Raw genomic sequence first — 18,065 nt, 5'->3', positions numbered from 1 at the left:
GGAGTCCCCCATGAACACCCTTCATCACGCGCACTGGCCGGCTGGCGTGCCGCATCATCTGAGCCTGCCGCAAACCAGCCTGTTCTATAACGCGGAAGTGGCGGCGACGCGTTTCCCGGACAAGCCGTTCATCATCTTCTACGACACGCCGCTGAGCTTCGCGCAGTTCAGGGACGAAGCCGAGCGTATTGCGGGCTTTCTGCAACAGGAATGCGAAGTAAAAGCCGGGGATCGCGTGCTGCTCTATATGCAGAACAGTCCGCAATGGGTGTTGTCGTACTACGGCATCTTGCGGGCGAATGCGGTGGTGGTGCCGGTCAATCCGATGAACCTGACGGACGAGGTGCGTCACTACGTGGAGGACAGCGGTGCGACGACCGCGATCGTGCCGCAGGACCTGTACCCGCAGATCGAGCCGCTGCTGGGCGAGGCAGCCGGGCAGGGGTTGAAGCATGCGATTGTCGCAACCTATAGCGACTACCTGAAACGCCCGTCGTCGATCACCCCACCCGAATTCGTAGCGGCGCCGAAGCGATTGATTGAACGTGCCGGCGTAACGGCCTGGAGTACGGTGCTCGAACGGCGCCTCGCGCCAGGGCCGTTGACCGCAGGCCCGGATGACCTCTGCGTGATGCCCTACACATCGGGTACGACAGGCAGGCCGAAGGGTTGCATGCATACGCATCGCAGCGTCATGAGCACGCTGGTCGGTTGCAGTGTCTGGTTCGCGGGATCGCAGGACAGCACGCATCTGTCCGTGTTGCCGATGTTTCACGTCACCGGCATGCAGGGCGGTATGAACGGGCCGTTGTATGCGGGCGCAACGATTGTCATATTGCCGCGCTGGGATCGCGACGCCGCTGCGCAGTGCATGCAACGTTACGGCATCACGTCGTGGCAGTCCATTTCGACGATGATGGTCGACTTTCTGTCCAACCCCAAGCTGGCCGAATACGATCTTTCCCGACTGACCGGTACGCGCGGCGGCGGCGCGGCGATGCCCGCCGCGATTGCACGCAAGCTCAAGGACCTGACCGGCCTCGACTATGTGGAAGGTTACGGCATGTCCGAGACGATCGCCGCGACGCACATCAATCCGCCGCAGCGTCCCAAGCCGCAGTGCCTTGGCATTCCGGTGTTCGATCTCGACGCGCGCGTGATCGACCCGGCCTCGTTACAAGAACTGGCGCGAGGCGAAACCGGTGAGATCGTCGTGAACGGGCCGCAGGTAATGCAGGGTTACTGGCGCAATCCCAAGGGTACGGCCGAAGCGTTCGTCGAGCTCGATGGCAAGCGTTTCTTACGCACGGGCGATCTGGGCCATATCGACGAGGACGGTTATTTCTTCATGACCGACCGCCTCAAACGCATGATCAACGCGTCGGGCTACAAGGTCTGGCCGGCGGAGGTGGAGGCGCTGATGTACCGGCATCCGGGCATCCATGAGGTCTGTGTGATCGGCGTGCAGGACGAACGCCGCGGCGAGACCGTGAAGGCGCTGGTGGTGCCCGCTACGGGCTACGCGGATACGTTGACGGAGAGCGAGGTCATCGCCTGGGCGCATGAGCAGATGGCGCCTTACAAGGCGCCGAGGCTGGTCGAGTTCGTGACGTCGTTGCCCAAGTCCGGCAGCGGCAAGATTCTGTGGCGCAAACTGCAGGAGGAGGATGCCGCACGCGCGGCAGCCGCCGCGGGCAAGAAAGCGTGACGCGCGCCTAGCCGATTTTCCACGACAGTTCGGCGGCGCGGCCGTCGCGTGGCAACGCGAGCGTGGCTTCCAATCCTTTGACCGCGCCGTTGCGCAAGGTGAGCGTGCCGCCATGCGCGGCCGCGACGCTGCGTGCAATCGTCAGCCCGAGGCCGGTGCCGCCGCTTGCGCCGTTGCGCGAACCCGAGACGCGGAAATACGGCTCGAATACGCGCTCGAGCAAGGCCTCGTCCGCAATGCCGGGACCCGGATCGCTGACGACGATGCGCAGCAGGTTCTCGTCGTCGCTCACGCGGATGCTTGCTGCGCCACCGTAGCGGATCGCATTGTCGAGCAGGTTCTGCAAGCACCGCTTCAGATTGCGCGGATAGCCTGACAAAGGACGATTCGCACGACCTTCGACGCTCACGTCGTGGCCCGCCTCGCGTGCATCCTCAGCAAGCCCTTCGAGCATCGAATTGATATCGATCTCGTGGCGCGCTTCGGTAATCTCCACGCCCTGAACGGCGTCGAGCGTCGCGCCTACCATGGCTTCCATCTCGTCGAGATCGCCGCGCAGCCGTTCTCGCGATTCGGCATCGGGCAACATTTCCATGCGCAGCCGTAAGCGGGTGAGCGGCGAGCGCAGATCGTGCGAGACGGCCGTCAAAAAGCGCGTGCGTTCAGCGAGACTGCGGGATAGTAGCTCCTGCATCGAATTGAACGACTGCGCGGCGGTGCGCACTTCAAGCGGTCCCGTCACCGGCAGCGGTGGCCGATGAATGTTGCGGCCAAGCGCCTCGGCCGCCTTGGCCAGTTCCTTCAATGGCTTTACAGCAAATCGCACGGCCACGAGTGCCAGCAGAAGGACGGCCGTTAGCCGCACCAGATAGATCCGCAGCAAATAGTCGAGCACGAGCGTGCCTGGTTCAGTCAGCATGCCGGCCTGGCCTTCATTGGCCTGTACATCGAGCCATTCGCCCTGTGGCAACCTCAGTTGCAGATGAAAATCGCCGGACGGCATGCGCGAATTGAACAGGCTGAGGATGCCGTGATGGCGGCCGGTTTCGTCGCGCAACTGCACGTCGAGCAGGCGGACCTCGATCGGCTCGCCGAGCCGCCGGTGAATCACGCCCGCGATCAGGTCGCTCACCGTGCGTTGCGCGAGCGAACCTGCGGGTGCCGTAGCGGGCGTATCGATCCATTGCAGACGGTAGCGCTGATCGGCGAGCTCCGCGGCAATCGCATGGCGCGTGGTCTCATCCGGAGCATGCTGCAGCAACCGCACGGTGTCGGCGAGGCGGCTGGCAAAGAGGCGCGCGGGAATCTCAAGCGTGCGGTTGTCGTGAGTCTCGAACCAGATGGTGCTAGTGAAGAGCTGCCCCGCAAACATGCCCACGACGAGAATCAGCACGAGTCGCCCATATAGCGTGTCGGGCCAAAAGCGCAGTTTCATGGCGATGCGCCGCTCAGGCTTCGTGCGTGACATCGGCCACCAGCATGTAGCCTTCGTTACGCATGGTGCGGATCAACCCGGAGCCGCGTGGCGAATCCTTGAGATGCTGGCGCAGACGGCTGATGCAAACATCGATGGAGCGGTCGAGCGGCGTGCGTTCCTTGCCGAACACCCGGTCCAGCAGAAACTCGCGTGACAGTGGCCGGTTCGGGTGATCGAGCAGCGTGCGCAGCGCGCGATAGTCGGAGCCGCCGAGCGAGACCACCACGCCGTCGGGCGAGAGCATCTGCTTCATGCGCGTGTCGAGTTTCCAGCCGGCAAAGCTCACGAACGTAGACGAATCCGTGAGCCGTTCGCCCGGCACGCTGCGCGTGCGCCGCAGCACCACCTTGATCTTGGCGACGAGCTCGCGCGGATCGAAGGGCTTGGGCAAATAATCGTCGGCGCCCATCTCGAGGCCGAGGATGCGGTCGAGCAAGCCGCCGCGCGCGCTCAGGATAATGATCGGCACGGCGTGCGTGCGCCGCAGCTCACGCGTGATGTCCAGACCATCTTCGCCTTCGAGCATCAGGTCGAGTACGACGAGATCGACGGGCGAGGTGTTGATGACCTGCTTCATCTGCACGCCGCTTTCGACGGCGGTGGCCCCATAGCCCATGCTGCGCAGGTAGTCCTGCAACAACTGGCGAATGTTGGGGTCATCGTCGACAACGAGTATGTGGTCCATCGTTCCGTTCTTGTGGGCGGCTCGCATGCTATCCGCAACGCGATTTTTACGCTCGCGTTTGCGCCAACACATTCCATTACAAAACAGCCGTGTTTCAACACATTGCCATTACATTGCGCCGCTAAAGTGGAGCCCGCAAATGGCAATCATTCTCATTTACGCACTATACCATGTCGATTTTCCGGTTTCAGTCGTTCGCACGCCCACTCCGCGCGGCCACGCGCGCCCTGACTGCCTGCGCGGTGCTCAGCTTCGCGACCCTCGGGGCCAGCATGGCCGCGCACGCCGCGACGCCGCCGGCTACGGTCGCGGTACCGGCGCAGACCGTGACCGATCTGGCGGGCCGCACGGTTCGCATTCCGGCTGAGCCGCATCGCATCCTGCTCGGCGAAAGCCGTCTGCTAATGGCGGTGGCGCTGCTGGAAGGGAAGCAGCCGCTGGCCCGGATCGTGGGCTGGCAGGGCGACTTGCCGACGATGGATCCGCAGACCTTCGACGCCTACGCCGCGAAATTCCCGGGCATCAAGCAGATTCCGCTGATCGGCAAAGCCACGGAAGATAGCATCAGCGACGAGAAGGCGTTGAGCCTCAAGCCCGATCTCGCCATCTTCAGTCTCGCGGGCCACGGTCCGAGCCGCTATAACGCGCTGGTCAAGCAACTGGAGGCGACGGGTACCACGGTGGTATTCGTCGACTTCCGGCTGCATCCCATGCAGAACACCCTGCCGAGTATCGAACTGCTCGGTAAGGTGATGCACCGCGAGCAGGAGGCCAACGCCTACGTGCAGTTTTATCAGCAGCATCTGGCGCGAGTGCAAGCGGTGGTGAACCGGATCCCGGCGCAGCAGCGACCCAAGGTCTTTATCGACCTGCTCGCCGGCGTCTGGGATGCGGGATGTTGCCACACCGCGGGTAATGGCAACTTCGGAGAATTCATCGAGGCCGCAGGCGGTCGCAACATCGCGGCGGGGTTAGTGCCGGGTGTGCTGGGCGACATCAGCATGGAGCAGATCATCGCTGCGCAGCCCGACGTGTATATCGCCACCGGCAGCCGCAGCAAACCGGGCCTGGCTTCGCTACGCGTCGGCGCATTGACGAGCGGGCACGATGCCCAAGCGAGTCTCGCGGCCCTCGTCGCACGGCCGGGCTTCGACACCATCAAGGCAATTCACGATGGTCGCGTGCACGGTATCTCGCACAATTACTATGACTCGCCGTACAACATCGTGGCGATCGAGGCATTCGCCAAATGGTTCTATCCGCAGCAGTTCAAGGATCTGGACGTCAATGCAACGCAGTCCGAACTATATAGCCGCTTCCTCGCGGTGCCGCCGGACGGCGCCTATTGGGTAGATGGGACCGGGGATGCCGCTCGGGCCGCTACGCCGGTAGCGTTGCACTGAGCGGGCGGTTCATGGCGACTCTTCAGCATCAGGCCGCGCCGCACGATCTTAGCGTGCGGCATTACAAACGTCTCACGTACCGGCGCGTCATGTGGCTCTTCGCCGTGATGGCGCTGATCGTTTGCGCGTTGCTGTTCGATCTGCGCACCGGACCATCGGGGTTGCCGTTGATGGCGCTGCTGCATACGGTCTTCGACCGCGCTGCCGCCGATCCGGCGACGACCGTGATCGTCTGGCAGATTCGTTTGCCCTATGCGGTGATGGCGCTGCTGGTGGGCGCGTCGCTGGGTTTGTCGGGTGCGGAAATGCAGACCATCCTCAACAATCCGCTCGCGAGCCCCTATACGCTCGGTGTGTCGGCAGCGGCCGCGTTTGGCGCGTCGCTTGCGATTGTGCTGGACGTCGCCATTCCCGGCGTGTCGCAGACGTGGATCGTCTCGGCTAACGCATTCGTTTTCGCGCTGCTTTCCGCGTTGCTGCTCGACGCGGTTGCGCGCTGGCGCGGCATGAATACCGCAGGTGTGGTGCTGCTGGGCATCGCACTGGTGTTCGCGTTTCATGCTTTGGTTTCGCTGATGCAGTTCATGGCCTCGGCCGATGCCCTGCAGGGTCTCGTGTTCTGGACACTCGGCTCGCTGGCGCGCGCCGATTGGCCCAAGATCAGCGTGCTGGCGATTGCGTTGGCGCTAGCGTTGCCACTGTCCATGCGCAACGCCTGGACGCTCACCGCGTTGCGTCTCGGCGAAGACCGCGCGGCCAGTTTTGGTATCGACGTGCGGCGCCTGCGGCTCTCCACGCTGCTGCGCGTGTCGGTACTGTCGGCGCTGGCGGTATCGTTCGTGGGCACGATCGGCTTTGTCGGACTGATTGCGCCGCATATCGCGCGCACCTTGTTCGGCGAGGACCATCGTTTCTATCTGCCGGGCAGCATGCTGATTGGCGCGCTGACGCTCTCGCTGGCGTCCATTGCTTCGAAGCTGATCATTCCGGGCGTGCTGATTCCGGTTGGGATCGTCACGGCGCTGGTGGGCATTCCGCTGTTTCTCGGCATCGTCGTGCGTTCGCAGGGGCAAATGGGATGAACGGCCTGTGCATTCACGATCTGAGCGTGCGCTACGACAAGCGCCAGGTGCTGACTTCGCTCGAAGCGGGTCCCTTGCCGCGTGGTCAGATCACTGCGCTGCTTGGCCCGAACGGCAGCGGCAAGTCCACGTTGCTGCGCGCGTTGGCGGGTCTCACGCGGGTCCACGCCGGTTCGCTCTCGCTCGACGGCGAAACGCTCGCCTTGTCGGCGGCGAGCGCCCGTTCGCATAGCGTCGTTTATCTGCCGCAGGCGCTGCCCGCGGGCGTGCGCCTGCAAGTGCTCGAATCGGTGCTGGTGGCATGTCGCGCCACGCGCGGATATGGCGCTGCGTCGGCGCATGCCGCGCACGGCGACGATCTTGTGCATGCGCATGCGATTCTGCGCAGGCTCGGGATCGACGACCTCGCTTCACGCTCGCTCGATGAATTGTCGGGTGGTCAGCGGCAACTCGTCGGCATTGCACAGGCACTCGTGCGCGACCCGCAAGTGTTGCTGCTCGACGAGCCGCTCTCGGCGCTCGATCTGAATCACCAGTTCCACGTGATGCAGGTGCTGCGCGAGGTCACGCGCGAAAGCCGGATCGTGACCGTCGTGGTCCTGCACGACATCAATGCGGCGATGCGCGCCTGCGAATGCGCGATGTTGCTGCACGAGGGGCGCATCGTGCGCTTCGGGCCGCCGCCCGAGGTCGTCACACCGGCGACGCTCGGCCAGGTATTCGGTGTCGCCGCGCGTATCGAGCCATGCTCGCGCGGCCACCATCAGGTTCTGATCGACGGACTCGTCGCTTAGACGGGCATCGCCAGCCGTTAGCCATACGGCCCAGCCAGCCCCTTCCATGCCGCTTTCGGCTCGCTCCGCACGACACCGCCCAGCCGCGGTGTCGTGCGGTCGCGCGCGGGCGGCTCACTAGAAACTTCAGGACAAACATGAAGAAGACTTTGGTTATCGCCCTATGCGCGGCGGGGTACGCCTGCGGGGTGCAGGCACAATCGAGCGTGACGCTCTACGGGGTGATCGACGCGGGCCTTTCCTATACGAGCAACGCGAAGGGGCATGCCGCATGGCAAGCGGGCAGCGGCGACGTGACGGGCAGTCATTGGGGCTTCGTCGGTCATGAAGATCTCGGTGGCGGTACAAAAGCGATTTTTCAGCTCGAAAACGGCTTTAGCGTAATGAACGGATCGCTTCGCCAGGGCGGCCGGGAGTTCGGCTATCAGGCGTATGCAGGGCTGTCGAACAACCGCTTCGGCACGGTGACGCTCGGACGCCAGTACGACTCGGTCGTGGACTATGTTGCGCCGCTCAGCTTCACCGGCATTCATCCGGGTGGCAACAATTTTTCCGCTCATCCGTTCGACAACGACAACCTGAATAACTCATTCCGCGTCAACAACTCGGTGAAGTTCACCAGTACGTCGTACGAAGGATTGCGCTTCGGCACGCTGTACGGCTTCTCGAACGAAGCGGGCGGCTTTGACGACAATCGTCTGTACAGCTTCGGCGCTGCGTACAATGCGGGTCCGTTGAGTCTCGGTGCGGGCTACCTGCAGGCTAACAACGGCGGCAGCAGCAACACAAACGGCGCACTGACCTTGACTGACCGCACCTTCATCGCCGCACAGCAACGAATCTATGGCGCGGGTGCGAACTACACCGTTGGCGCGGCGCGGTTCGGCTTCGTGTGGACGCGCACGCAACTGGGTGGGCTCGATACGATCAACGGGGCGAACAGTCTCGGTCTCGCGGAGAACGGCCAGGGTGCGAGCTTCAACAACTATGAAGTGAACGCAAGTTACGCGCTGAGCCCGGCGCTCAGCCTGACCGGCGAATACACGTACACGGACGCGGCGCTTTCTACGGCGAGTGGGCAGCATCATCCGAAGTGGCAGGAAGTGTCGGTGCAAACCGATTACATCCTTTCCAAACGCACGGACCTGTATCTGCAGGCGAGCTATCAGCACATCGACAGCGACGGGTCAGGATTGACGGCCGATGTAAGCGGGCAAGCGCTTTCCTCGACGGACCAGCAGGTGGTGGTGGGCGTGGGGATGCGGCATCGGTTTTGATGGGTTTATGCCAGGCCCGTGTGTTGCCGGGGTATTGGCGACACACGGGCGCAGGAACGGTGGTGAAGGGCTTCAATCCACTGCAATCATCACCTTGTTTTCGTGTTTGACGCCGCCTAGTTCGAAGTACGTCAGACCATCTTGCTTCATGCCGAGTGAGCGATAGAAAGCGATGGCGCTCTCGTTTTGCGAGTTCACCATGAGCCAGATCGAGCGGCTGCCGGTTTTCGTCAATGCGATCTCTTTGGCCCTCGTCAACAAGCCCGAGCCGATTCCCTGTCCGGCGAAGCACGCCTGGACGTAGAGTGTTTCAATCTCCGTCTGAATGTCCGCATGTTGCGAAGCGAAGCGCACGACGATATAGCCGGCGAGATTCCCCTCGCGCTCGGCGACCAGCATGACAGCGCCAGGGTCTTGCGCAAGCGTGCGGAATCGCTCGGGTGTAAAGGATGCCAGCACGTATTGAGCGATAACCTCGGAGATGCCCGCCGTCGCATAGGTGTGAATCCAGACCTGCGCGCCGAGCACCGCAATACGCGGCGCATCGTCGGCGAGGGCGGGGCGAATCAGGTACGTGGAGCTCATGTCAGTCTTTTGGAGTAAGGCGCGGATCGGCGCTATTCTGACATGCATGCGAAGCATGACTTAGGGATGTGCAAGCGATTCGACAAACTCCTGAATGAACCCGGCCACTTCAACCGGCGCCTCGAGCGGAGACAGGTGGCCGCTGCCCGGCACCACCTGCATGCGCGCGTGCGGAATGTGGGGAAGCAGTTGTGAGCGCAACGTTTCGACACTGTCCACCCGGTCCAGTTCTCCTGCGATGACAATGGCAGGCACGTCGATCGCCGCTACCTCCCTGGTGATGTCTTCGAGGCTCGCGTAGAGCGGCCATGCGGCTTTGGCCTGAGGGGCGCCGCGCAGGCTGTCTTCAATGACCTGCTCGCGATGTGCAGCGCTCAACGGTTTCGCGGTAAGCATGTGATCGATGGCTGCTTCGACCGACGCGCGAGACGTATAGGCGCTCTCCATCTGTGCGCGCACTTCGGCGGGAAGCACCAGCGGCACCGGAGGCGAAGGCGCAACCATGACCAGTCCCGCGAGTCCCTTGGGACGACGCGACGCCAGCAGTTGTGCGATCTTGCCGCCCATTGAGTGACCGACCAGCACGAACTGGTCGAGCCGCAGCGAGTCGATGACACCTTGCGCGTCGTCGGCGAAATCCGCGAGGGCGTAGCCGCTAGCGGGGGCGTCGGAGTCTCCCCAGCCGCGGTGATCGGGCGCGACCGTGCGGTAGGCCTTCGGTAGTGCGGCGATGACGTTGTTCCATGTGCGTGACGAGCCGCCCCAGTAGTGCAAAAACACGATGGCGGGCGTGCCGTTGCCCTGATCGGCGACGTGGAGGTGAATGCCGTTCGATGCGATTTTCATTGCGATGCTCCTTCGATATCCCGTTGCTTCAATGCTGTTTCCGGACCCTGAAGCGATAGTAGATTGAAGCATCGGGCGCGATAATCCCGCATCCAGTATCATCAGTCGATCGTCAAATTCCTGAATGGACCCGCCATGGACCGTTTCGCGAGCATTGCCGTTTTTGTTGCAGCGGTGGACGAGGGCAGCCTGGTGGCGGCCGGCAGACGTGCCGGGCTGTCGGCATCCATGGCCGGGAAGTATCTGAGCGCGCTGGAGGCGGATCTGAACGTGCGCTTGCTGCAGCGGAGTACGCGCAGCCTGAGCCTCACGGAGGCCGGTCGCGCCTATTACCTTCGCTGCAAGCGGATTCTCGAAGAACTCGACGACGCCAACAGCGAAGCGAGCGACGCACACAGCACCGCGCGGGGGACCTTGCGTGTCGCTGCGCCGGTCACATTCGGCGCGATGCATATGGGCGATGTCGTGGCGCGGTATCTCGAGAGCCATCCCCACGTGAACATCGAGGTTGCGCTCGACGACCGGTATGTCGATCTGCAGAACAACGGCATTGATGTCGCTATCCGCATTGGCCGCTTGCCTGATTCTCAACTTGTCGCGCGGCGTCTCGCGCCATGCCGGATGACCGTCTGTGCCTCGCCGGCGTTTCTCGCGCGTGAAGGTGTGCCTGCCACGCCGGAGGATTTACATCGCGCGCCTCGTCTGGCATTCAGCGAGGCGGTCTCGATGCCTGAATGGACGCTGACCGACGAAGCGGGCCGCGAGCACGTGGTAGACGGGCCGCACCGGATGCAGGCCAACAACATGCAGATGCTGCTTTCGGCGACGCTCGCCGGAGTCGGTATTGCATACGGTCCCACGTTCGTGTTCGGACCGCACATCCGGGCGAAGGAACTGGTGGTACTGCTGCCTGGTTACCGTGCACCTGAGTTGACCGTCCACGCGGTTTATCCGACCGCACGCTACGTGCCGTCCAAGGTGCGCCGGTTTATCGAGTACCTTGCGGATGCGTTCGGCGACCGGCCACCATGGGACGCGTATTAACCGCGCGACACCAGAGCGCCGCGGCGTTGGAAGCGGATGTCTGCGACGGTTGGTTCCAGCGGTGAACTCAAGCTGTCGATAACGCCGTCCGCATTGAACTGGAAAGTCACTTGCAGAGGCGGGCCAAAGCGGGGATCGCCGTCCTCCTTGAGTTCGAACGTCGTGCCGTCGCAGCTTAGCAGGACGCCAGTCAAGCCTCGCCAGCGCCAGCCCAATACACCCGCGTCTTCATCTTCGAACACCGAGAACTCGCCGTATGCGGGGTGCGCGTAGTCACCGACGTAGTCTTTCAAAGGCCGGGCAGGTTCGCTCCAGGTTGCCCTAAGCGCCTCGCGGCTGCGCCGCTCCGTCTCTTCCGCGTCGAGCGCTTTACGTCGCCTCTCGCGGAACGTCTCCAGCCAGTTGAGAGGTTCGTGCGAGCGCAGGCGGTCGAAGACGGAATAGATCAATAGCTCGTTCACCGGACCAGGATCGCGATTGGTGAGGACAACCACGCCGAGACGATGCCCGGGCATCATGCTCATCATCGAACCCCATCCCGGCAGGGACCCCGTATGCGAAACCGTTCGATCACCGCGATACTGCTCGCAGCGAAGCCCCAAACCATAATGGCGAGTGCCGACCTCGCTGAACTCCGATTCTTCAAAGTAAATCTGCGGGGTCATCATCTGCTCTATGACGCTTTTCGACAGTAGCTGAGATCCGTTAGCTTCGCCTTGGGAAAGCAGGAAACCTAACCACTTTGCCATGTCCGAGACGGACGTGTTGATGCCTCCCGCGGGCGCCGCGTGCATCGGCCACAACCTGCCTCGATAAACGCGAGCGGCATCTCGGGGATGCGGCGAGGCATGATCGGTTGCGGCCTCAAGCGCGTGCGTCGAAAGACTGACATGCTTAAAGCCTAACGGACGCAGCAGGCGTTCGGTGGTGAAGGTCTCCCAGCTTTGTCCGCTGATCTGCTCGGCCACGACGCCAGCCACCACGTAGCCGAGATTGCAGTACTGGCTGACCTCGCGAAGCCCGCGACTCGGCTGCAGGTAACGCATGGCCTCCAGAATGTCGGCACGCGAGCGCTCGCCCGGCGGCGACCAGATCCTGTCGTGACGCGGCAGGCCGCTTTGATGCGTAAGCAGGTCGTGTACGGTGAGGTTCTTTGAGGCGATCGGATCGTAGAGCTGGAAATTCGGCAATACGTCCTGGACGCGCGTGTCCCAGCTCAGCCGCCCCTCGTCGACGAGCAAGCCGAGTCCGGCGGCCGTGAACGACTTGGTCAGGGAGCAAAGCATGAACTGCGTGTCGATTGTCACGGGCAAACGGGTTTCCATATCGCGCGTGCCATAAGCCTGCAGCTTGATGACTTCGCCGCCCTGTACCACTGCGAGCGCGAGTCCGGGAACTTGCCAGTGCGCCATGGCCTCTTCGACCAGACTGTCCAGGTTGCTCAAATCGGGTTCGCTCATCGTATCGATACCTCCTTAAGGCAGTTCCCAATGTCAGTGGCTCGCGGGCGGTCGAGTCACGTAGTGCTCTCGAGACTAGTCGTCCAGACGCAGCATCATACGGTGCTCGTCGTAGAAGCGATCCCCGATGCGTATGGCACGCGGTTCGAAACCGTACCGCTCGAATCCGACCGATCGATACAACCCTTCCGCCCGTGGATTCTCAGTGTGTACAGCGAGATGGAGTTGCAGCAGCTTCATTTCGCGAGCGTGTGCAACGATCGTGTCAAGCAATTTGCGGGCAACACCGCTGCCGCGCCAGGCCGTGTCAACGAAGACCCCCCAAAGCATGGCTCGATGAGCGACCTGAGCCAGCGGCTCGCGCCTTAAGCCAACAATGCCAATCAACTCGAGTCCGCTAAACGCGCCGAATACGATCAGGTGCTCGTTGTGGCGAATCCGCTCGATGATGGCTTGAGGCGTGAGTCCCGCTTCTTCTTCATAGGTGGGCCACAGTGCTGCTGGGGAGTCCAGAATAGCCTTTAGACGGAGCGCCTTGAATGCTGGTGCGTCGTTGCTGGTCAAGGGCTTGATGACGAGTTGAACGTTGTCCACTGGTGTCTTTGGTAGAGTTGGTATTGGCTTATGATACTTCTGCGACAATGATGAGGTTTTCTACGACCATCATGCCATGCACCTGGACCTTACCGACGATCCCAAGGCGGATGACGAAGCGTTTGTCATTGACCAGACCCGCGCGTACAACAGGCGTTTTTCGCAGGGCGGGGCACAACGACTTTGCGTATTCGCCCGCGATGATGAGGATCACATTATTGGCGGGCTGACCGCCAAGACCTACTGGCAGTATCTGGACATCTCTTTTCTTTGGGTTCACGAGCGTCACCGGAAGCTCGGTTATGCAACAACGCTAATGCTGGCCGCGGAGGCAGAGGCGCGGCGGCGTGGCTGTAAGCAGGTCATCGTCGATACTTTCAGTTTTCAGGCGCCGGAATTCTATCGAAAGCTAGGCTACTCCGAATGGGGCCGCCTCACTGAAATGGACGGCGTACATGAGCGTCATTTCTTTCGCAAGGCGCTTTGAGTCGCACGACTTACTGAGTCGGTAGTCGCCGGTTGACGCAGCGCAGGGACCTATTGACGATCACTCGTTGAGTTCTTTACGAAGGTTGAAATCGCATCAACGACATTGTTCGCTAAAGGAAGATGCGGGTCCGTATAGGCGGCGAGGTTTTCGCTTCGGTCAGGCGTATGGACAGCCTTCAAAACATGATTGGCATCGGGGAGGAACACCAGCTCCGCCCGAGGATCCGCCTGCTTTAGCCGTTGCGCATTTTCAGGTGCGACCTGAAGATCCCGCATGCCTTGCATAATGAGCACGGGCTTGGTGTAACCCGCCAGCAGGGTAGCGGGATCAAGTGTCAATTCGCTCATGAGAAAACGCTGAATTTGTGGCCCGAACAATGGCAGCAAGAGGGGATCGATCCTCGTCGCGTCCACCGCGTGCCCAGCTTCGAGGGATTCGAGTATCGACATGGCATTGTCCAGAATCGCGGCATTTGCCGGGTTCGATCGTAACTGTTCCCTCAACACTTGCCCGAGCGGACGTCCTGCTGTGGCGACCAGGATTAGCCCGCAAATGTCGTGGCTGTCTTGCGCGGCCTTTAGCGCCACCAGGCCGCCTTCGCTATGACCCAGCACCCAGACGCAAGACACGCCGGTCCGCTTGCGGATAGTCGCTATCCACGCATGCACGTCGCTCGCGTAGTCCTGAATGGTGACGTCATTGGCATCGGGTACAGCGGATGCGCTACCGAACATCCCTCGCTTGTCGATTCGAACCGAGGCGATACCGCGGCTCAGCAGTCCTTCAGCGAGCAATTGATAGGTTGAGGTGTGAAGGCCGTTTGGGCCGTCGCCGTTCCGGTTGGTCGGACCAGAACCCGGCACGATCAGGACGACGGGCGCGCCGTGGCTTGCGGGCGAAAGCAGCGTGCCACGCAAGGGACCCATTGGACCGGGTGCTTCAAGCTCGGTCTGTACGGTCTGCGCGATGGTTGCGGATTGGATAGCTGCGGCCATGGCGATAGCGGCGAGAAGGCTCATGCGCAGTGCCTCCGAGGCACGAAGACGAGACCCGGAAGTGTGCCACATGACCGGAAATTAGCACGACCCGCGCAAGCAATCGTTGCAAACTTCTCCGCTCTCACCGGATTCTTCAGGAAGCATGCTGATGCCGGTACTCCTGCGTCACCCCCTCGTATCCATACCCTGCCGCACTGCATTCGACCACATGAACGTTCGAATGCGGATGAACCTCGTCCAGCAGCTTCGATAACAATTCGAACGCGGCCTTGTGATAGGCCGCGATCTGAAACTTCGTGTTGGTCCCCTCGGTAATCGAAACCGTCAGCCGGAACGAGTTTTTGCCAAGCTCCGCAAGCGACTGCTCATTGATAAACCAGTCTTCAAGAGCGATGTACTGAACAGCCACCGTCGTGTTCACCGGCTTCTTGTCGAGCAGCGTGCACGTAAGCGATGTCAATTCGCGCGCCACGGTGCGGGAAAGCGCCGCATTGGGCGTACCGGAGAGGTTCACAGAGATGCCAGGCATATTGCCCTCCAAACATGAGTAGGAGACAGCATCGTGCCTGTGTCGTTGCTATTGGAAAAGCGGGAATATATGATCCCATCCATCGGAAAACCAGTTGGATAGGACATGCGACGCTTCGATCTTGACGCCCTCAATACGCTCGTGGCGGTCGCGGACCTGGGCAGTCTGTCCGCTGCGGCCGCGCATCTCTGCCGGTCGCAATCCGCGGTCAGCGAACAGGTGAGGAAACTCGAAGAGCTCTGCGCCTTGACGCTATTCCTGCGCGGCAAGAAAGGCGTCAGCCTGACTCCGGCCGGCGACCGTCTCCTCGCGCATGCCCGTTCGCTTCTGCGACTCAACGACGTTGCGTGGCTGGACATGCAAGGCGTGGTGTTGTCGGGCGATCTGCGGCTCGCCATCACCGATTACTTTCGGCCTACTGATCTGGCAGGCATTCTGAAAGGTCTGGGCGAACAGTATCCGCGTCTGCGTCTGCATGTTTTCATCCGCAAAAGCGCGCTGATTGAACACGATGTGGAGCGCGCCGATTTCGATCTTGGGATCTCCATGTCCATCGTCGGGCGTGGGGAGGAGAGCGACGAGGACACTGCGCACCGGCGCGTTGCGCTTAGACGCGAACCGCTGATGTGGGTTGCGGGCGCATCGTACAAGGTGGATCGGAGCGCGCCGTTGCCGCTGATCACGCTGCCGGGTCATTGCTCGATGCAGCGGTTTGCCCTCGCGAAGCTGACGGAACAACGCATCCGCTATTTCGTTGCGCATACCGCCTCAGGCATTAGCGGCTTGCAGTCGGCACTTTCAGCCGGTCTCGGCATTGCTTGCCTGAATGCATCCGCTGTCCCCGGCGGGGTTCGGGCGTTGGAACGCGAGATCGACCTGCCCGAGTTGCCCATGGTCGAGTTTTCGCTGCTGATACCTCGCTCCGGCGAATCGGATAGGGTGCGCGAAGCGGCCGACGTGTTGATTAACCGGTTCAAGTAGCGGCGTCGGCCTGCTGGTTTCCTTGCCCCTGCCGCGCGAGTCGTTCCAGCAAAGCATGAAACGCCTGCTTGATGCGCTCCACCGCCGCCGTCTTGTACGGAAACTGCTGGTTCCGTCCATGCACGAGCATGCTTGCATTGACCTCGAACACGACGACGGCGCCGTCACGATCGAGCGCGCAGTCGATGCCGAAATAGTCCAGACCGATCGCGTCGCGAATCGACCGCAAAGCCGCTTGCTGCGCGGCGCCGAAGACGCGCCACGGATCGTCCAGAAACGCCCGTTCCTCGTCCTGCATCCAGGTATGGGTGGTCATGCTGGTGGTGACGTGGTGGACTTTCCATTTATCGTCGATGGCGAGGTGATACGGCAGGATTTCGTCGCCAACGCAGAAGAAACGGTATTTGCGGAAATAGCCATCGTCGGACCGGTAGTCGACAAACGCGGTGAGATAGTAGCTGCGTGGTTCGTGTCCGCCAAGGAATGTATGCAGTTGCGAGGCACTCTCCATCTTCTCGAAGTCGTCGCCGCCGTGTGTGCCGGCGGGTCTCGCCAGCAACGGAAACGTTAGCATGGCTGACGAATTTGAGGCGAGCAGGTCGCGCAGTTCAACTGCCTGATACTGCCGCGTTTGCGGTACGCGACAGCCCGGCAACGCCGCAAGGCGTCGCGCAATCGACTCCCGGCCCGTACCCTCGATCGCCTTGGGAGGGTTGACGACCGGACCGCCAATTTGCTCGACAAGCGCTTGCGCGGGTGCGAGGAAGGCGTGTCCCCGATCGACGTCGGAAATCAGATTGACGACAACGTTTGCGTAAACGCCCAGCCGATCGACGTCGTATGCCGTGTCCGGCAATAGGGTGACGATATTGCTTTCGAAGCGCGCCTGCTCGATCAGATACTCGATGGGGGTGTTACCCGCACTGGGCCCGAACACGAACAGCACGCGGAAATCCGGCGGCGCGACGATGGCGGGCACGGTGATCAGCGGCTTCAATTTCAGCGCACGCCGATAGGTCGCGTCGGCGGCGCTATGGAGACCTAGCGCCTGCTGCAGATTGGCGACGATGTGCAAGGTGGTGGCATCGTCGGGTTCGTGTTCAAGGGCCTGTTTGAAATGATCCAGCGCGCGTTGCCGCCGTCCCGCGCAAGCTTCGGCGAGTCCGATCTGGCGATGCACGGCGGCGTGATCGCCGGGGCGGTTCAACAGGTGACTGAGCCGGCCGATTGCTTCGTCGAACCGATCACGCCGGATCAATACCTGGCCGAGTCTAAAGCATGCGTCCCAGTGATTGGGGTCGAGGTCCAGTGCTTGTCGATAATGCGTTTCGGCCAGGTCGAAATGGCCTTCCTGATGATACGAAGAGGCCAGAGAAAGAAGACGATCGATGGGCATGATGGGAGCGCACCGCAAGCGAGCCACGTGGTGGTCATGCATGCGGGTGGTAAAGCGATGGTTCAGTGGGTCTTCATGTCCGGCGGAAGAGGTTGAACCTTGCTGGACGGGGCGAATGAACCGAGCATAGCAGCGCCGCGCTTCGTGCCAATCGTGCCTTGAAGTGGAAAATTTACGGCAGGTTACGAGAGGGGTGTTTGGTAAGGGTGCGTAATGCGAGGGGGTACTACGTGCCGATGGACGCTCTAAAGCCGACGCAGTCAAGTTCCGGTCGACGTGTACTTCCGCACCCCGAAGCGCCACGCCACGAAGCTCGTCGCAAGGAACGCGAATCCCACCGCGGGCGCCAGCGGCAGGAACCACCCTGGCGCACCGAGCGGATCAGCCTTGTGCAAAATCGCCAGCACCGGAAAGTAGGCGATGCAAGCAATCGGCACGACGAAAATCAGAAAGTTGCGGAACCAACTAGTGTAAAAACCGAGCGGGTACTGCGCAGCCTGCACGCCGCCGTAAGTCACCACGTTGACCACCTCCAGACTTTCGACGGTCCAGAAGGCGAGCGTTGCCTGCAAGACCATCAGTCCGAAGAACAACGCTACACCCCCGGCAATCGTCCAGAGCGCTAACGCAACTTCGCCCACACCCCAATGAAGATCGAGTGCCCGGGTGGCTACTGCCAGCACCAGCAGGCCCTGAATCAGACGGCCGATCACTCG

At 61.7% G+C, this 18,065-nt stretch carries 18 protein-coding genes; 8 read left to right on the top strand and 10 right to left on the bottom strand.

Going from position 1 to position 18,065, the window contains the following annotated elements; all coding sequences use genetic code 11:
- The first annotated feature begins 10 nt into the window (after window positions 1-10).
- A complete protein-coding gene (locus P3T42_RS31205) occupies window positions 11-1,708 on the top strand; it encodes a long-chain fatty acid--CoA ligase (RefSeq protein WP_429308235.1) in 1,698 nt (565 codons plus the stop codon).
- 7 nt (window positions 1,709-1,715) lie between these two features.
- Here P3T42_RS31205 and P3T42_RS31200 read toward each other — a convergent pair whose 3' ends face one another.
- Entirely contained in the window at window positions 1,716-3,143 is a 1,428-nt protein-coding gene (locus tag P3T42_RS31200) for an ATP-binding protein (RefSeq protein WP_429308234.1), read from the bottom strand.
- A 13-nt stretch (window positions 3,144-3,156) separates the two neighbouring features.
- The gene (locus P3T42_RS31195) at window positions 3,157-3,870 is read right to left on the bottom strand and encodes a response regulator (RefSeq protein WP_429308233.1); all 714 of its coding nucleotides are present in this window, start codon (window positions 3,868-3,870) and stop codon (window positions 3,157-3,159) included.
- Between the two features lie 170 nt (window positions 3,871-4,040).
- On the opposite strand from P3T42_RS31195, the gene P3T42_RS31190 reads away from it, so the two are divergent.
- The 4 genes from P3T42_RS31190 to P3T42_RS31175 all read left to right on the top strand — a co-directional run bounded on the left by P3T42_RS31190 (window position 4,041) and on the right by P3T42_RS31175 (window position 8,426).
- Window positions 4,041-5,273, top strand: coding sequence for an ABC transporter substrate-binding protein (locus P3T42_RS31190; protein WP_429308232.1), 1,233 nt, complete (start codon window positions 4,041-4,043; stop codon window positions 5,271-5,273).
- 11 nt (window positions 5,274-5,284) lie between these two features.
- A complete protein-coding gene (locus P3T42_RS31185) occupies window positions 5,285-6,355 on the top strand; it encodes a FecCD family ABC transporter permease (RefSeq protein WP_074296527.1) in 1,071 nt (356 codons plus the stop codon).
- Window positions 6,352-7,149, top strand: a complete 798-nt coding sequence (locus tag P3T42_RS31180; protein WP_429308231.1) for an ABC transporter ATP-binding protein — start codon at window positions 6,352-6,354, stop codon at window positions 7,147-7,149. Before P3T42_RS31185 ends, P3T42_RS31180 begins: the two co-directional genes overlap by 4 nt.
- 137 nt (window positions 7,150-7,286) lie before the next feature.
- The gene (locus P3T42_RS31175; RefSeq protein ID WP_074296523.1) at window positions 7,287-8,426 is read left to right on the top strand and encodes a porin; all 1,140 of its coding nucleotides are present in this window, start codon (window positions 7,287-7,289) and stop codon (window positions 8,424-8,426) included.
- 72 nt (window positions 8,427-8,498) lie between these two features.
- Here the strand turns inward: P3T42_RS31175 and P3T42_RS31170 are convergent, their stop codons facing one another.
- On the bottom strand, window positions 8,499-9,011 hold the full coding sequence (locus tag P3T42_RS31170; RefSeq protein WP_171991645.1) for a GNAT family N-acetyltransferase: 513 nt from the start codon (window positions 9,009-9,011) through the stop codon (window positions 8,499-8,501).
- A 60-nt stretch (window positions 9,012-9,071) separates the two neighbouring features.
- Window positions 9,072-9,857 (bottom strand): alpha/beta fold hydrolase, encoded by a 786-nt coding sequence (locus P3T42_RS31165; protein ID WP_074296521.1) that lies wholly within the window; start codon window positions 9,855-9,857, stop codon window positions 9,072-9,074.
- A gap of 135 nt (window positions 9,858-9,992) precedes the next feature.
- On the opposite strand from P3T42_RS31165, the gene P3T42_RS31160 reads away from it, so the two are divergent.
- The gene (locus P3T42_RS31160; protein ID WP_074296519.1) at window positions 9,993-10,901 is read left to right on the top strand and encodes a LysR family transcriptional regulator; all 909 of its coding nucleotides are present in this window, start codon (window positions 9,993-9,995) and stop codon (window positions 10,899-10,901) included.
- Here the strand turns inward: P3T42_RS31160 and P3T42_RS31155 are convergent.
- Window positions 10,898-12,361, bottom strand: coding sequence for a serine hydrolase (locus P3T42_RS31155; RefSeq protein ID WP_429308230.1), 1,464 nt, complete (start codon window positions 12,359-12,361; stop codon window positions 10,898-10,900). The genes P3T42_RS31160 and P3T42_RS31155 overlap by 4 nt on opposite strands.
- Window positions 12,362-12,436: 75 nt before the next feature.
- A complete protein-coding gene (locus P3T42_RS31150; protein WP_429308229.1) occupies window positions 12,437-12,955 on the bottom strand; it encodes an N-acetyltransferase family protein in 519 nt (172 codons plus the stop codon).
- A gap of 76 nt (window positions 12,956-13,031) precedes the next feature.
- Between P3T42_RS31150 and P3T42_RS31145 the strand changes: the two genes are divergently transcribed.
- Window positions 13,032-13,442 (top strand): GNAT family N-acetyltransferase, encoded by a 411-nt coding sequence (locus P3T42_RS31145; RefSeq protein ID WP_429308228.1) that lies wholly within the window; start codon window positions 13,032-13,034, stop codon window positions 13,440-13,442.
- A gap of 50 nt (window positions 13,443-13,492) precedes the next feature.
- Here P3T42_RS31145 and P3T42_RS31140 read toward each other — a convergent pair whose 3' ends face one another.
- The gene (locus P3T42_RS31140; protein WP_429308302.1) at window positions 13,493-14,440 is read right to left on the bottom strand and encodes an alpha/beta hydrolase; all 948 of its coding nucleotides are present in this window, start codon (window positions 14,438-14,440) and stop codon (window positions 13,493-13,495) included.
- A gap of 136 nt (window positions 14,441-14,576) precedes the next feature.
- On the bottom strand, window positions 14,577-14,972 hold the full coding sequence (locus tag P3T42_RS31135) for a tautomerase family protein (protein WP_074296510.1): 396 nt from the start codon (window positions 14,970-14,972) through the stop codon (window positions 14,577-14,579).
- Between the two features lie 105 nt (window positions 14,973-15,077).
- Here P3T42_RS31135 and P3T42_RS31130 point away from each other — a divergent pair, with 105 nt between their 5' ends.
- Window positions 15,078-15,953, top strand: a complete 876-nt coding sequence (locus P3T42_RS31130) for a LysR substrate-binding domain-containing protein (RefSeq protein WP_429308227.1) — start codon at window positions 15,078-15,080, stop codon at window positions 15,951-15,953.
- On the opposite strand, the gene P3T42_RS31125 is transcribed toward P3T42_RS31130, so the two are convergent.
- Together P3T42_RS31125 and P3T42_RS31120 are read right to left on the bottom strand one after the other, a co-directional pair.
- Window positions 15,946-17,613 (bottom strand): tetratricopeptide repeat protein, encoded by a 1,668-nt coding sequence (locus P3T42_RS31125; RefSeq protein ID WP_429308226.1) that lies wholly within the window; start codon window positions 17,611-17,613, stop codon window positions 15,946-15,948. The genes P3T42_RS31130 and P3T42_RS31125 overlap by 8 nt on opposite strands.
- A complete protein-coding gene (locus P3T42_RS31120) occupies window positions 17,610-18,032 on the bottom strand; it encodes an ABC-2 family transporter protein (RefSeq protein WP_429308301.1) in 423 nt (140 codons plus the stop codon). Before P3T42_RS31120 ends, P3T42_RS31125 begins: the two co-directional genes overlap by 4 nt.
- Window positions 18,033-18,065 lie beyond the last annotated feature (33 nt).

The sequence above is a fragment of the Paraburkholderia sp. GAS38 genome, from assembly GCF_050434965.1.
Taxonomy (GTDB): domain Bacteria; phylum Pseudomonadota; class Gammaproteobacteria; order Burkholderiales; family Burkholderiaceae; genus Paraburkholderia; species Paraburkholderia phenazinium_A.
This window is presented reverse-complemented; position numbering and strand designations above follow the sequence as displayed.